Origin of the sequence: Catenulispora pinisilvae (assembly GCF_015356865.1) — a bacterium.
Taxonomy (GTDB): Bacteria; Actinomycetota; Actinomycetes; order Streptomycetales; family Catenulisporaceae; genus Catenulispora; species Catenulispora pinisilvae.
The window spans coordinates 1-13,855 of sequence record NZ_JAAFZA010000260.1; the positions used below are offsets into that span (position 1 = coordinate 1).

The 13,855-nt window shown below is 68.8% G+C and carries 11 protein-coding genes; 5 read left to right on the top strand and 6 right to left on the bottom strand.

Annotated features, from left to right (window positions below):
* Positions 1-385 precede the first annotated feature (385 nt).
* The 4 genes from IZR01_RS41525 to IZR01_RS41540 all read right to left on the bottom strand — a co-directional run bounded on the left by IZR01_RS41525 (position 386) and on the right by IZR01_RS41540 (position 4,737).
* Positions 386-1,249 (bottom strand): carbohydrate ABC transporter permease, encoded by an 864-nt coding sequence (locus tag IZR01_RS41525; RefSeq protein ID WP_194899007.1) that lies wholly within the window; start codon positions 1,247-1,249, stop codon positions 386-388.
* Positions 1,249-2,262 carry a carbohydrate ABC transporter permease gene (locus IZR01_RS41530; RefSeq protein WP_194927038.1) on the bottom strand — a complete coding sequence of 338 codons (1,014 nt, stop codon included), beginning with the start codon at positions 2,260-2,262 and terminating at the stop codon, positions 1,249-1,251. The genes IZR01_RS41525 and IZR01_RS41530 overlap by 1 nt, the downstream gene beginning before the upstream one ends.
* A gap of 74 nt (positions 2,263-2,336) precedes the next feature.
* Positions 2,337-3,608: an extracellular solute-binding protein gene (locus IZR01_RS41535; RefSeq protein ID WP_194927039.1), complete on the bottom strand. Its 1,272-nt coding sequence runs from the start codon at positions 3,606-3,608 to the stop codon at positions 2,337-2,339.
* Positions 3,609-3,672: 64 nt separating this feature from the next.
* On the bottom strand, positions 3,673-4,737 hold the full coding sequence (locus IZR01_RS41540; protein ID WP_194899010.1) for a LacI family DNA-binding transcriptional regulator: 1,065 nt from the start codon (positions 4,735-4,737) through the stop codon (positions 3,673-3,675).
* 116 nt (positions 4,738-4,853) lie between these two features.
* On the opposite strand from IZR01_RS41540, the gene IZR01_RS41545 reads away from it, so the two are divergent.
* A complete protein-coding gene (locus IZR01_RS41545; RefSeq protein WP_194927040.1) occupies positions 4,854-7,097 on the top strand; it encodes a glycogen debranching N-terminal domain-containing protein in 2,244 nt (747 codons plus the stop codon).
* 146 nt (positions 7,098-7,243) lie between these two features.
* Here IZR01_RS41545 and IZR01_RS41550 read toward each other — a convergent pair whose 3' ends face one another.
* Positions 7,244-7,912, bottom strand: coding sequence for a class I SAM-dependent DNA methyltransferase (locus IZR01_RS41550; RefSeq protein ID WP_323747248.1), 669 nt, complete (start codon positions 7,910-7,912; stop codon positions 7,244-7,246).
* Positions 7,913-8,074: 162 nt separating this feature from the next.
* On the opposite strand from IZR01_RS41550, the gene IZR01_RS41555 reads away from it, so the two are divergent.
* The 3 genes from IZR01_RS41555 (at position 8,075) to IZR01_RS53805 (ending at position 11,378) form a co-directional block, all read left to right on the top strand.
* Positions 8,075-8,608, top strand: coding sequence for a hypothetical protein (locus IZR01_RS41555; protein WP_194899013.1), 534 nt, complete (start codon positions 8,075-8,077; stop codon positions 8,606-8,608).
* A 230-nt stretch (positions 8,609-8,838) separates the two neighbouring features.
* A complete protein-coding gene (locus tag IZR01_RS41560) occupies positions 8,839-9,798 on the top strand; it encodes a phosphatidylinositol-specific phospholipase C (RefSeq protein ID WP_194899408.1) in 960 nt (319 codons plus the stop codon).
* Between the two features lie 224 nt (positions 9,799-10,022).
* A complete protein-coding gene (locus IZR01_RS53805) occupies positions 10,023-11,378 on the top strand; it encodes a C39 family peptidase (RefSeq protein ID WP_323747249.1) in 1,356 nt (451 codons plus the stop codon).
* Between the two features lie 111 nt (positions 11,379-11,489).
* Here the strand turns inward: IZR01_RS53805 and IZR01_RS41570 are convergent, their stop codons facing one another.
* Entirely contained in the window at positions 11,490-13,184 is a 1,695-nt protein-coding gene (locus IZR01_RS41570; protein ID WP_194927043.1) for an FAD-binding oxidoreductase, read from the bottom strand.
* Positions 13,185-13,273: 89 nt separating this feature from the next.
* Here IZR01_RS41570 and IZR01_RS41575 point away from each other — a divergent pair, with 89 nt between their 5' ends.
* A complete protein-coding gene (locus tag IZR01_RS41575) occupies positions 13,274-13,747 on the top strand; it encodes a hypothetical protein (protein WP_194927044.1) in 474 nt (157 codons plus the stop codon).
* Positions 13,748-13,855 lie beyond the last annotated feature (108 nt).

Here is a 13,855-nt window from a genome sequence, read left to right on the forward strand (position 1 = left end):
GCGAGATGGCGATCAGGGTCCTGATGACGGCGCCGATGACGTGGCCGGTCAGGACGGCCGTCCGGGTGATCCGCATGGTGCGCAAGCGGGCCATGATGCCCGAGGTCATGTCGCTGTTGACCCGCAGGAGAGGGTTACTCCGCCTATCAAGCGGGCAACGCAGGTTCGAATCCTGCCGGCCCTGTTCGTAGGGCTGTCGTCTAGTGGCCTAGGACTCCTTACCTTCCCCGACTCGATCTCCGGCGGGTTCTGCGTCGCCCCTCCCGGTGCGCAGGTGGCCGGTACTTCTGGTATCCATCGGTTCGAATCCGGTACACGTCCTCGGGCGTGCGCGAACCGGCCGCCGCCTCGATCTCGGGAGGGGCATCGCTTCGCCCCGGCGGTGCTAGCCCTTCACCCCGGAGCTCATCTGGCTCCGTACGATCTGCCGCTGGAAGATGAAGAACAGGATCGCCACCGGGATCGTCGACAGCAGTGCGGCGCCGAGGGTGACAGGGAACTGGTTTCCGGCTCCCAGTGATCCGCCGCTGAACTTCGCCAGGCCGGTCGTCAGGGTGTCGTACTTGGGGTCGGAGGTGGCGACCAGGAAGAAGCTGAATTCGTTCCACGAGCCCTGGAATGACAGGATCGTCAGGGTCACCAGGCCGGGCTTCACCAGGGGCAGGGCGATGTCCCAGTACGTGCGCAGGGCGCCCGCGCCGTCGATGCGCGCCGCCTCCTCGATCGCCAGCGGGATCTGCATGAAGAATCCGCGCATCAGGAAGATGCCGGCGGCGTCTATTGAGATCGGCAGGATCATGCCCGCGTAGGAGTTGTAGAGGTTCAGTTCCTTCAACACCAGGAAGCGCGGGATCAGCAGCACCACGTTCGGGACTGCCAGGGTGCCCAGGATCAGCATGAACACGCCGCGCCGGCCTGGGAAGCGGAGTCGGGCCAGGGCGTAGCCGGCCAGGCTGTCCAGGAAGACCCGTAGCAGCGTGATGCAGGTGGCGACGATGATGCTGTTGCGCAGCCAGGTGCCGAAGGGGACCGGCTGGTCGCTGCTGTAGCCGAAGATGCGCTTCCAGGACTCCAGCGTGGCCGGGTGCGGGACGATGTTCAGCGGGTGGTTGGTGGCGTCCGGATCGGTCTTGAAGGACGTGGCGATCTGGATCACGAACGGTCCGAGGAACAACAGCGCGAAGACGATGAGCGCGCCGTAGACCAGTACGCGCCGGGACGGGGAGCGGCGCTCGCGGACGGCGGCCATCAGTCGATCTCCTCGGGGAGGATGCGGCGCTGCAACAGGGTCAGGACCATGATCAGCGCGAAGAGCAGGAAGGCGATGGCCGATCCGACGCCGAAGTGGTTGTTCTGGAAGCTCTGGTCGAAGGACATGTACGCCGGTGTGCGGGTCGCCGGGTTGTTGCCGGTCAGGTAGATCTGGTCGAAGACCTGCCAGGTGCCGATCAGGCCGAGTGTCAGGACCAGCAGCAGCGTGGGCCGAAGGCTCGGCAGGGTGACGTAGCGGAAGCGCTGCCAGGGGCCGGCGCCGTCGAGTTCGCCGGCCTCGTACAGGTCCTCGTTCACGTTCTGCAGGGCCGCCAGGAACATCAGCATGAATGTGCCCGAGGTCGTCCAGATCACCAGGAAGATGATCACCATCATGGCGATCGACGGCCCGCTGAACCAGTCCCACAACGACTGGCCCATCACCGTGTGCTGGGTCCAGCCCGGTGGTTTGGTGATCCCGACGCCGCTGAGCCAGACGTGGATGACGCCGCGGCTGTCGGCCAGCCAGTTGGGGCCGTGGATGCCGAACCAGCTCAGGATCCCGTTCACCGCGCCGCCGCCCTGGAACAGGAACAGGAAGACCAGGGTGATCGCGATGCTGGAGGTGATCGACGGGAAGTAGAAGGCGGTCCGGAAGAAGCTGCGGCCCTTCAGGAACTTGTTGTTCACCAGGACGGCCAGCCACAGCGCCAGCGCGGTCTGGGCCGGCACCACGAAGAGCACGAACCAGAAGTTGTTGCGCAGCGCCCCGGCGAAGGTGGTCCGGGTCAGGCCGTCATGGGTGAGCAGTTGCTGGTAGTTGTGCAGTCCGACCCACTTGACGTCGCCGCCGAGCGGGTTGGACAGCCCGTCCCAGTTGGTGAAGCTGACGTAGAGCGCCAGCACGATCGGGACCACCAGGAAGATGATCAGGCCGAGCAACGCCGGCGAGACGAAGAACCAACCGGCGAGGGCTTGACGCCGGTTCTCCTGCGATCTGGTACTGCTCATCTTCCTGGGTGGCCTTTCGATCCGGACTGGGGACGAATGCAGGCGCGCCGGTGTCAGGAGAACCGGCGCCGCGCCTAGTTGTTACTGAGCGCGTCCGTGGCGTTCTTCTGGAGGCTGGACAGCATGCTCTTGGGATCGGAGGAGCCGTCGGCCAGGCCCTGGATCTTGGAGTCGAAGTCCTTCTGCACCGCGTCGAAGCCGGGGAAGCCGACCGGGCCGAAGGCGTTGTCCGCCCCGGTCACGAAGGCCGCCTGGTCCGGGAACTGCTGGGTGAACTGCGCCTTGGCGGCCTGCCGCGAGGGCATGACGCCGAAGGACTTGGCGAAGCTCATCTGCTGGTCGACGGTCGTCAGGTAGTCGATGAAGTCGACCGCGGCGGCCTGGTGCGAGCTCTTCTGGGCCACGCCCCAGCAGTTGGTGAAGGACAGCGTGGCGTTGCCCGCCGGGCCCGCCGGCAGCGGAACGACCTTGTAGTGGACGTTCGGGTAGTCCTTCGACATCGAGCCGACGATCCAGTTGCCCTCGATCGTCATCGCGGCCTTGCCCTTGCCCAGGGCCTCGCCGCCCCAGCCGGCGTCGACCTGCTTGGGGAACTTCAGCGCGCCTTCCTTGGCCAGCTTCTGCAGGTAGTCCAGGGCCTGCAGGTTCTGCGGCGAGTCGGCGGTGACGGTCTTGCCGTCGGCGGAGACCACCGAGCCGCCGGCCTGGCGCATGAAGGCGCCGATCCGGTCCAGGGTGTCGCTCATCACCAGGCCGGTGACGCCGTTGCCGGTCAGCTTCTTGGCGACGGTCTCCAACTGGTCCCAGGTCTTGGGGTAGTCGGCGTCGGTCAGCCCGGCCTTGGTCCACAGGTCCGTGTTGACTTCCAGGGCCAGCGTGGAGAAGTCCTTCGGGACGCAGTAGTACTGCCCGTTCTGCGTGAACGCCTTCTGCAGGTTCGGGTACATGTCGGTGGAGTCGGTGATCTTCTCCCCGACGTCGGCCAGGGCGTTGCCCTTGACCAGGCCCTGGAACTTGGAGGCGTCGACGTAGAAGATGTCCGGCGGGGTCCCGCCGGCCAGCGACTGCGTGAGCTGCTGGGTGAGGTCCTTGGCCGGGGTGACCACGACCTTGTTGCCGGTCTTGGCGGCCCAGGCGTTGCCGGCGGCCACCACCGCGTTGGTCTCGGCGTCGCCGGAGGACCCGATGAGCACCTGGAGCGTGACGCCGGAGGTCGCGCCGCCGGTGCCGCCGGCGGAGGACCCGGAACTCTTGCTGGGACCGCTGCTGCCACAGGCGGCGGCCGTGGTCAGCACCGCCGCGATGCCGGCGGCGGCGATGATCCGCTTGCCGCGAACTGACTTCATTGTCGTTCCTTTCGTTTCGCCTTGGAATCAGGCTCGGGACGCCGGACGCCTTGGTGGCCGGACGTCAGGCCCCGTCGGGGGGTGAGGGTTGGGTGGGATTGCTGCTACCGCGCGCGATGACCGTGGGCTCCACGACGGAGGTGAGCACCGCGCTGCGGGGGTCGTCGATCCGGTCCAGCAGCAGGTCCACGCAGCGGCGCGCGATGGACTCCAGGGGCTGGCGGACGCTGGACATGGCGGGCTGGACGACGGTGGCCAGCGGGCTGTCGTCGAAGCCGATGACCGCGACGTCCCGCCCGACGGCCAGGCCGCGGTGCTCGATCGCGTGCATCGCCCCGACGGCCATCGCGTCACTGACGCAGACGAAGGCGGTCGGCGGGTGGGCCTTGCCGAGCAGACCGGCGGCCAACTGGGTGCCGGCGCCGATGCCGTCCAGGCCGCGCACGGTCAGCCCGCGGGTCGGCAGGCCCAGGTCGGCAGCGGCGGCCAGGTAGCCGGCGTACCGGTCGTCGCCGACCTCGCTGCCTTCGGGCCAGCCGATGAAGCCGATGCGGCGGTGGCCGTTGGCGGCCAGGTGCTCGGTGGCGGCCACGGTGCCGGCGTGCCCGTCGACGTCCAGCCAGGAGTAGTCGAACGAGGTCTTCTCCCACGGCCGGCCGAAGCTGACGAACGGCACCTCGCGTTCGGCGAGCCAGGCGGTGCGCGGGTCGTGCCGGTGCGAGCCGGACAGCACGAAGCCGTCCACCGCTCCCCGGCTGACCAGGTCCTCGAACATCGCGATCTCGTCCTCGTCGCCGTCGGCGGCGAACAGGATCACGCCGTAGCCGCGGTCCCGGGCCGCGGAGGTCAGCGCGTACAGGAACCGGCTCTCGATGGAGCTGACTCCCTGGCCGTCCGATCGGGTGGACCGGAAGCCGATCAGCCGGGTGGTCTGGAGCCGGAGGTTGCGCGCGGCCTGGGTGGGTCGGTAGCCGAGTTCTTCCACCGAGCGCAGCACCCGGGTCAGGGTGTCGGGCCGCAGACGCTCCGGCGCGTTCAGCGCGTTCGATACGGTTTGGTACGACACCTGAGCGTGCCGGGCGACCGATTTGATCGTCGGCCTTGCCGGTACCTGTTCAGGTTGTGACATGCACGTTCCTCCTTTCCACGAGTTGAACGTTCAAAGTCCTTCGGGTGGAGTGTTTCATATGAACGTTCAAATGGATAGAGTGCCAGGGTACCGACCCGGAATACGAGGGGCACTCAATGACCGACGGCCCAGCCGACATCCCAGCTCAGCAACCCTATCTGCAAGATCTCCAGACCACCGTGGCGGCTCCGGTCTTCGGCCTGTCGCAGCCCGGCGGAACCCTCCCCGGCGCCGGTGTGGCGGGGGTTTTCGCGGACGACCGGCGTGTCCTGAGTGTTTCGGAGATCACACTTTCCGGGGCCCGGCTGGCGCCGATCGCCGGTGAACTCGACGGAGCCGACGCGACCCGCAGCGTGCTCGTGGCCCGCGGGCTCGGCGAGGACGGCGCGGACCCGGCGGTGTGGGTCGAGCGGCGACGGGTTCTGCTGAACGGCGACGCCGCCGCCTCCCACAACAGCTCTGACAACGGCTCCGACGGCGGCTCGGGCAGCGACTCCGACGACGGTTCCGCCAGCGGCTCGGGCCGAAGTTCGAGCAACGGCTCCGGCGACGGGTTGCGGACCCTGGTCCGCGAGACCTTCGAAATCCAGTCGGCCTCACGCCGCCGAGTACAGAGCACCCTGACCGTCACCCTGGGCTGCGATCTGGCCGAGATCAACGACGTGAAGGAGGGCCTGTCCCCCGGCGCGCTGCCGGCTGAAGCGCTTCACAACGGCCTGCGCTGGACCGGGCGCGGCTCGGTCGGAGCCGACACTGTGCAGGACGTCGTCCAGGCGATCGCGTTCCCCGAGGCGGCGACCGTGGACGCCGCGAACGGCACCCTGAGCTGGCCGGTGGACCTGGAGCCCGGCGCCGTCGCGCGGTTCGGGATCGACCTGGCCGTCACCCCGGCCGACAGCGCGGTGGTGCTCGGCACCGGCGGCGCGTCGGTGCTCGGCGGGCTGCGGGTGGACAGCGGCGACATCCGCGTCCCGCGGTGGCTCGAACGCTCGCTGGCCGACCTGCGCGGCCTGGAACTGACCGACCCGCTGGCCCCCGAGGACCACTTCCTCGCCGCCGGCGCGCCGTGGTTCCTCACCCTGTTCGGCCGCGACTCGATCATCGCCGCGCGCATGCTGCTACCGCTGGGCACGGAACTGGCCGCCGGCACGCTGCGCGCGCTGGCCCGGCGCCAGGGCACGAAGACCGACCCGGACAGCGCCGAGCAGCCGGGCAAGATCATGCACGAGATCCGTCGCGCGCCGGCCGACCCCGGTGCCGTCGACCGCGCCGGACAACGATCGATGCGCCTGCCGTCGCTTTACTACGGCACCGTCGACGCCACCCCGCTGTGGATCATGCTGCTGCACGACGCGTGGCGCTGGGGCATGCCGGCGGACGAGGTGGAGAAGCTGCTGGATCCGCTGGGCGCGGCGCTGGCGTGGATGCGCGACCACGGCATGGACGACGCGGGCTTCCTGAGCTACGTCGACGAGTCCGGCCACGGCCTGGCGAATCAGGGCTGGAAGGATTCCCACGACTCGATCCAGTTCGTCGACGGCCGGATCGCCAGCGCCCCGTTGGCGTTGAGCGAAGTGCAGGGCTACGCCTACGAGGCGGCGATGAGCGGCGCGGCGTTGCTGGACGCGTTCGGGCGGCCCGACGCCGAGGAGTGGCGGACCTGGGCGGCACAGTTGGCCGCGCGGTTCCGGGCCCGGTTCTGGATCAGCGACGCGGACGGGCCGTTCCCGGCCGTGGCGCTGGACCGGGACGGCAAGCCGGTGAACACGGTGGCCTCGAACATGGGGCACCTGTTGGGGACCGGCATCCTGGACAAGGAGGAGTCGGCGCTGGTCGCGGCCCGGCTCGGCTCGACGTCGATGTCGTCGGGCTACGGCCTGCGGACCATGGCGACCTCGGCCGGCGGTTACAGCCCGCTGAGTTACCACGGCGGTTCGGTGTGGACGCATGACACCGCGATGGCCGTGCAGGGACTGGCGCGCGCCGCGGCCGACGGGGTTCCGGGCGCGGCCGAGGCGGCGCGCAGCCTGATCGACGGCTTGTTGGAAGCCGCGGCAGGGTTCGAATACCGGATGCCGGAGCTGTACGCGGGCAGTCCGGCGCACGCCGGCGGGCGTCCGACGCCGTATCCGGCTTCGTGCCGACCGCAGGCGTGGGCCGCGGCCGCGTCGGTCGCGGTGGTGGCGACGCTGGTCGGGGTGCGGCCGGATGTGCCCGGTGACGTCGTGGCGTTCCAGCCGTTGCCCGGCGGCGGCTGGGACGGGCTGACGGTGCGCGGGATCCGGGTCGGCACGGACGATCTGGACCTGCGGCTGGACGGCGGGGATGTCCGGGTGCTGAGTTCGGCGCTGGACTCCTGAGCTGATCGGCCTGTGAGTTGATGGACTCCTGAGCTTGAGGGAGCTCAGGTCTGCGGCGGCCGGTGGGGTACGAGGAGCGCTTTCGGGCGCGCCCCACCGGCCGTCGCCTTTTCTCTTACGCCTTGTTTTCTCTTGCGTCTTGGCTACTAGTCGGCTGTCGGCCTGCGCGCCAGGATGAACGCCTGCGGCCCCTTGTCCATCTCGCCGGGTGCCCGCACCAGCCGGGCCTCGACAACGAATCCGGCCTGTTCCAACAGCTCCGCGACGCGCTCAGGCGACTGCCAGTACACGGTGAGCGATACGTCGTGCCCGTAGGCGTGGGTCAGCGGCGACTTCCGCTCGCCGGCCTTGAATCCCAGGAGCAGGTGCCCGCCCGGAGCCAGGACCCGGAAGAACTCCGCGAACACGCCGGGCAGCTGCTCCAGCGCCATGTGGACGATCGAGTACCAGGAGACGGCGCCGCCGAGTCCACCGTCGGCCAGCTCCAGCGCGGTCATGGACCCGACCTCGAACCGAAGCCCGGGATTCCGCTTCCGGGCGACCTCGACCATTCCCGATGACAGGTCGACGCCGAACGCCGGCACCCCCACCTCGTTCAGATACGCCGTCAGGTGTCCGGGGCCGCAACCGAGATCGCCGACCGGCCCGGAGTCCCGGACCCGGGCCACGAACTCGCCGAGCATCGCGGTCTCCAGGGGCATGCGGCCGAAGTCCAGGGTGACCAGCTCGGCGTAGCTGCCGGCGACGGTGTCGTAGGAGTCCTTCGTTGCTTGCAGGTCGGTCGATGATGCGGGCGCTCCCGTGAATGCAGGCACGCGCAGCACCGTAGCGGCCATGGCCGACAACCGCCGCCACCTGCCGGAACGCCGGGAATTGCATCGCGCCGACTCCGAGGGATTGTCAGGCACCTACTTCGGCGCTACCTTCCGCGATGAGTTAGGAAAGCTTCCTAACTTGATCCCGAGAGGAGTTCGACAGTGCTCCGTAAAGCCCTGGCATCCGTGGCGGCGATCGCCGCGGCCCTGCTGATGTCGGCGGCCGGGCCGTTGGCCGCGGCCCACGCCGACCCGCAGACCATCAACGTCAACATCACGTCGTACGGCTACAACGACAACGACGACGGCAACGGCCACTACGGCACGGCCCAGATCGCCTACCCGCAGATCCACCAGATCGCCACTGAAGACCTGGGCACCTACAGCCAGCCGGTGACGTTCGCCACGGACGAGAACGAGTTCGCCCCGGGCACCATCATCTACGTCCCGCATCTGGAGAAGTACTTCATCATGGAGGACGGGTGCGTGGAGTGCACCAGTGACTGGAACAACGGGATCTACCACGTCGACCTGTGGATGGGTCCGAACGACGCGCTCCAGCCGGAACCGGCGCTGGACAACTGCGAAGCGTCGATCACCGGCAGCTTCGACATCATCGTGAACCCGGACTCCGGCCAGCCGGTGGACACGAATCCGATGTTCGGCAACGGGAGTTGCACGGTCGACACCTACTGACCGCGCTGACGCGCTGTCCGTGCTGACTGCACTGACCGCACTGACCGCACTGACCGCACGCACGGCGAAGTCGACAGTCGCCGCGAGTGCGGGATGAGGATCGAAGGGGTCGGCCGCCGTTCCGGCGGCCGACCCTCAAGCTTTCCCCGTATGTCCATGGCCAGGTGGTGACACCGCGCTTACCGTGAACGCCGTCGCAGTGCCCGGACCCACCACCCTTGGAGCCGCTCATGAACCCCACCCGTCGCAACGTCCTGAAATGGGGCCTCGGCGGCACCGTGCTGGCCGCCGCCTCGATCGGCCTGCCGGCCGCCGCGCGCGCCGACTCGCCGGTCACCCCGGGCGGCAAGCCCACGGACAGTTGGATGAGCTACCTCGACCCGAACATCTCGTTGCTGGGCATGACGATTCCCGGGACCCACGACACCTGCTGCACCGATCCGGCCAACGGCACCGAGTGGTCGCACACCCAGAACTGGGGCCTGCCGCAGCAGTTGGAGCAGGGGGTGCGGTTCGTCGACATCCGCTGCAACGGGCTTCAGGGGACGGCCAGCGAGATGGGCATCTACCACTCCAGCTACTACCAGGGCATCCGGTTGCAGGACGTGCTCGACCAGTGCCAGGCGTTCTTGTCGGCGCATCCGACCGAGACGATCGTGATGCGGCTGAAGAACGAGGACGCCGGCGGCCAGGCGCTCAGCGACGCGGAGTTCCAGCGCCGCTTCAACTACTACATGGACACGCTGGGGTATCGGGGGCTGTTCCACATGTACGGCTGGCCGACGCTCGGCCAGGCGGTCGGCAAGGTGGTCCTGTGCGCCGACTTCACGTTCCCGGCCTCGTGGAACCTGATCCACTGGGCCGACAGCGCCAACCAGTTCAACGTGCAGGACACGTACACCGGCGTGTCCACGGGCACCAAGGGCCAGCTGATCACGCAGCAGTTCGACGCCGCCTACACCAATACGGCGCCGACGACGATGTACGTGAACTTCCTCAGCCTGGCGCCGTCGGTGCAGGACGGTCTGGAGTTCCCGAAGGACCTCGAACAGACGCTGATGGACGACTCGATCTATCCATACCTGAACGCCCGGACCGGGCAGCGCGCGCGGTTCGGGATCGTGCCGATGGACTTCCCGGACTTCCACGTCAACGTGCTGGAGATGCTGATCGACAAGAACTTCGTCTGATCTCGTCTGATCTCCTCTGATCGCTCTCAGCTGATCCCAAGATCAGTCATCACTCTGCGTTGACTCCCTTCCGATCATGCCGCCTCCCAGCTAACCTTCAACAGCATTCAACATGGAGCTGAGGTCTTGGAGGACAGATGTCGGCGAGGTCTCAATCAGATCGGCCAGATCGGCCAGATCGGCCAGATCGGCAGGCGGCGGGCGGTTCGCTGAGCCGGCGGGCGGTGCTCGCCGGCGGGGCGGCCGTCGGGGTCGCGGTGGTCGGGGTCGCGGGAGCGGGGCCGGCGGCGGCCGGCACTACGGACACGGAGGCAGCGATGCCCGGCGCGGCCGCGAAGAACGCAGACGGCGCCCGTGTCCGGTTCGACCGGTGGACCACCTGGGCCGACTTCCGGTCCGGGGAGTCCGACGGCGTGCTGCCGCTGCCGGGGCCGCGGCTCGGTGTGGTGATGGCCGAGCCGGCCGGGACCACCTCCTACACCGACCCCTATCTCAACACCACCGCCGAATACGAGTACGCGACCTGGACGTCCCCGATCCGGCGGCTGGACTTCGGCGCCACCCAGCTGACCGCGCACTGGAACGCCGACACCCCGGTCGGGACGTTCCTGAAGGTGGAACTGCTCGCCGCGATGGAGGACGGGCACCGCGACACCTGGGTCATGGGCATCTGGGCCCATGACGACAGCGAGATCGACCGCACCTCGGTCAACGGCCAGAGCAACGCCTACGGCGAGATCGACACCGACACCTGGAACACCGAGACCGGGCACTCGATGCGTTCCTACCAACTGCGCCTGACCCTGTTGCGGCGTACCGGACTGCGCGTCACACCGCGGGTCTGGCAGATCGGTGCGACCGCGTCCACGGTCCCGGCCCGCACCACCGTTCCGGCCAGCACGCCCGGCCCGGCCACCGGCATCACGCTGGCGGTCAAGCCCTACGCGCAGAACGTCCACAGCGGCCAGTACGTGCAGTACGGCGGCGGCGGTGAGGCGTGGTGCAGCCCGACCTCGACCGAGATGGTGGTGGAGTTCTGGGGCAAGGGACCGACCACCGAGCAGTTGGCGTGGGTCGATCCGAGCTACGCCGACCCCTCGGTGGACGAGGCCGCGCGCTACAGCTACGACTACGGCTACCAGGGGACCGGCAACTGGCCGTTCACCTGCGCCTACGCCGCCTCCTACGGCCTGGACGCGATGGTGGTGCGGCTGAACTCGCTGACCGAGTTGGAGGTCCTGGTCGCCGCCGGGTTCCCGGTGGTGACGTCGCAGTCGTTCACGCTGGCCGAGAACGGCTACTACGCCAGCGACGGGCACCTGTGGTGCGTCATCGGGTTCACCGACACCGGGGACGTGATCGTGAACGACCCGGCCAGTAACAGCGATTCCGACGTGTACACGGTCTACCCGCGGCGGATGTTCGAGACCGTGTGGCTGCGGACCAACTACACGAAGGCCGACGGAACGCCGGGGTCCGGGTCGGGCGGCGTCGCGTACCTGATCAAGCCGCACGACAAGGCGCTGCCGGCGGTGGTCGATCCGCGGAACCCCAGCTGGCCTTCCGAACACTGGGGATGAGCTGATTGAGGCCCCGGCGTGGCGGGCGTCAGGGGCCTCAATCACCATTGATACGGCGGCCGGTTACACGGGTGGTTACGCGGCCGGTTGTGCCGGCGGTTATGCGGGCGGCTATCCCGGCAGTTCGATGGACAGCGCGTGGCGGAACAGGTTCTGCGGGTCCCACGCGGCCTTGATCTGCTGGAGCTTCGGGTAGTTCTCCTTGTAGTAGAGCTCTGACCACGGCACGCCCGAGGTGTTCCAGGCCGGGTCGGCGAGGTCCACGTCCGGGTAGTTGATGTAGGAGCCGTCGCTGACGTCGTTCGGGACCGGGACGCCCCCGGTGGCCGCGTAAATGCTGCGGTAGTACTCCTGCACCCACTTGACGTTGGCGGCGTCGTCGGCATCCGCCAGCCACGTGTTGGAGAAGACGGCCTTCATCACCACGTCACGCTGGGCCACGGCGGTCGCGTCCGGCGCCACCGCTTGGACCTGGCCGCCGTAGCCGATCAGCAGCATGGCGGACTGCGACGGAGCGCCCTTGTCGGCGAGTCCGGCGTAGATCGCGGCCAGCTGGTCGTCGGCGTAGGACTTCTTCAGGTAGGCGGCCTTGAGCTTGTAGCGGCGGAACAGCTTGTCGCCGCCCTCGCCGTCGCCGGGCCAGGTCGTCATGTGCAGCCAGGGCATGGGGCCGCCCTGCTGGAACGCCGGCTGCGGGGCACCGTCGGCCGTGACCGCCGCCAACAGGTCGTCGACCTGGCCCTTGATGTCCGGCAGGGCGAAGTCGGCCTGGACCACGAGGTTGAAGGTGCCGTTGTTGACGTTGCCGATCTCCAGGATGGCGTACAGGCCGGTGCCGGGCGCGCCGGGGGCGCTGTGCTGCTCGTGCCACACGCCGAAGTTGTGCAGGAGCTTGGTGAAGACGTCCTTGGTCATGGAAGCGTCGAAAGACCATCCGGCCAGGAAGAAGTACATCTGGCCGGGGACCGGGGGCAGGAGCTTGGCGGGATCGTCGCCGGTCGCGCCCGGGGAGCGGAACCAGAAGCGGGTGACGACGCCGAAGTTGCCGCCGCCGCCCCCGGCGTGCGCCCACCACAGGTCGCGGTGCGGGTCGTCGGGCTCGCGGGTGGCGGTGACGACGCGGACCCGGCCGTCCTTGTCGACCACGACGACTTCCACGGCATAGAGGTGGTCCACGACGGAGCCGTAGCGGCGGGACAGGGGGCCGTAGCCGCCGCCGGTGAAGTGGCCGCCGGCGCCGACGTCCGGGCAGCCGCCGGCCGGGAGGGTGACGGCCCAGCCCTTGAACAGGGCGGTGTAGACCTCGCCGAGGCGCGCGCCGGGCTGGATGGAGAAGGCGCGCATGGCGCGGTCGTAGCCGACGGCGTTCATCGGGGACATGTCGAGCAGGACCTGGACGGCCGGGTCCGCGGTGAAGTTCTCGAAGCAGTGGCCGCCGCTGCGGGGCGCGATGCGCTTGCCGGCGCGGACGGCGTCGGTCACGGCGTGGACGACGTCTTCGGTGCTGGTGACGACGCGGACTTCGTCGGGCTGGCCGACGAAGCGGAAGTTGTCGCCGCGCAGGAGGCTGTCGTAGCGGATGTCGCCGGGGGTGATGCGGAGCGGGCCCAGTTCGGGGACTGTCGCGACTTCGGGGACCGCGGCGGTTTCGGGAGCTTGGTTGGTCGCGGCATTGGCTTGGTTGGTCGCGGCATTGGCTTGGCCGGCCATGCCCACGCCGGCCAGCGTCACGGATCCGGCGGCGACCGTACCGGCCCGGCCGAGCAGACCGCGGCGGGTGATGCCTCTGGTCGAGGGGGCGTCCATGGGTACCTCTCTCACTTGGTGGCAATTCCGATATCAGAGAACGTACATGGGCGCTCCCGTCTGTGACGGCGAGCGCTTATGCTGCGGATATGACCGCCGACGCCGGCCCCGACAGCGGCCCCGACAGCGACCCCGACACCGCCCCCGCGCTGATCGGCGGCGCGCTGCGCAGCCGGGACGACGACCCCGCACCGTGGACGGTGACCTGGGGCACGCTGCCGCCGGGCGTCGAGACGGTGCGGGTGACGTTCCGCGACGGCCGCCGCACCGAACCGGCCGCGCGGGTCGGCGTCCTGGGCCGGCACTGGGCCGCCGAGGTCGCCGGCCGCTTCGACAAGGTGCAGGTCACCGCCGGCACGGTGCGAGAGAGCGCGAAGGTCAGGACGCGGGAGAAGACACCCACGCCGGGGCGCTTCTCACGCAAGCGGAACGTGCCGCCGCCGAGCGATCCGCTGGAGCGGATGAAGCACCACTGGGGGCTGGCCGCGGTCATTCTGCAACCCGGGAGCGAGGACCGGCCGGTGCTGCCGGACATCCGGAGCGCCGGCGGGGATATGGCGTAGTTCGCCCAGATTGCATAGTTCACCCAGATTTCGCACGCCTTGATTCTGGCGGATCAGGCAGCGGGATCGGGGCAGATCGGCGGGTGCGTCCGGGTGAGATGTCGGGGG

Excerpts from the sequence above, each read along its gene's own strand:
- IZR01_RS41545 (WP_194927040.1), top strand. The coding sequence starts at position 4,854 with ATGACCGACGGCCCAGCCGACATCCCAGCTCAGCAACCCTATCTGCAA.
- IZR01_RS41530 (WP_194927038.1), bottom strand. The coding sequence starts at position 2,262 with ATGAGCAGTACCAGATCGCAGGAGAACCGGCGTCAAGCCCTCGCCGGT.
- IZR01_RS41560 (WP_194899408.1), top strand. The coding sequence starts at position 8,839 with ATGAACCCCACCCGTCGCAACGTCCTGAAATGGGGCCTCGGCGGCACC.
- IZR01_RS41540 (WP_194899010.1), bottom strand. The coding sequence starts at position 4,737 with ATGTCACAACCTGAACAGGTACCGGCAAGGCCGACGATCAAATCGGTC.
- IZR01_RS41535 (WP_194927039.1), bottom strand. The coding sequence starts at position 3,608 with ATGAAGTCAGTTCGCGGCAAGCGGATCATCGCCGCCGCCGGCATCGCG.
- IZR01_RS41570 (WP_194927043.1), bottom strand. The coding sequence starts at position 13,184 with ATGGACGCCCCCTCGACCAGAGGCATCACCCGCCGCGGTCTGCTCGGC.
- IZR01_RS41525 (WP_194899007.1), bottom strand. The coding sequence starts at position 1,249 with ATGGCCGCCGTCCGCGAGCGCCGCTCCCCGTCCCGGCGCGTACTGGTC.
- IZR01_RS41575 (WP_194927044.1), top strand. The coding sequence starts at position 13,274 with ATGACCGCCGACGCCGGCCCCGACAGCGGCCCCGACAGCGACCCCGAC.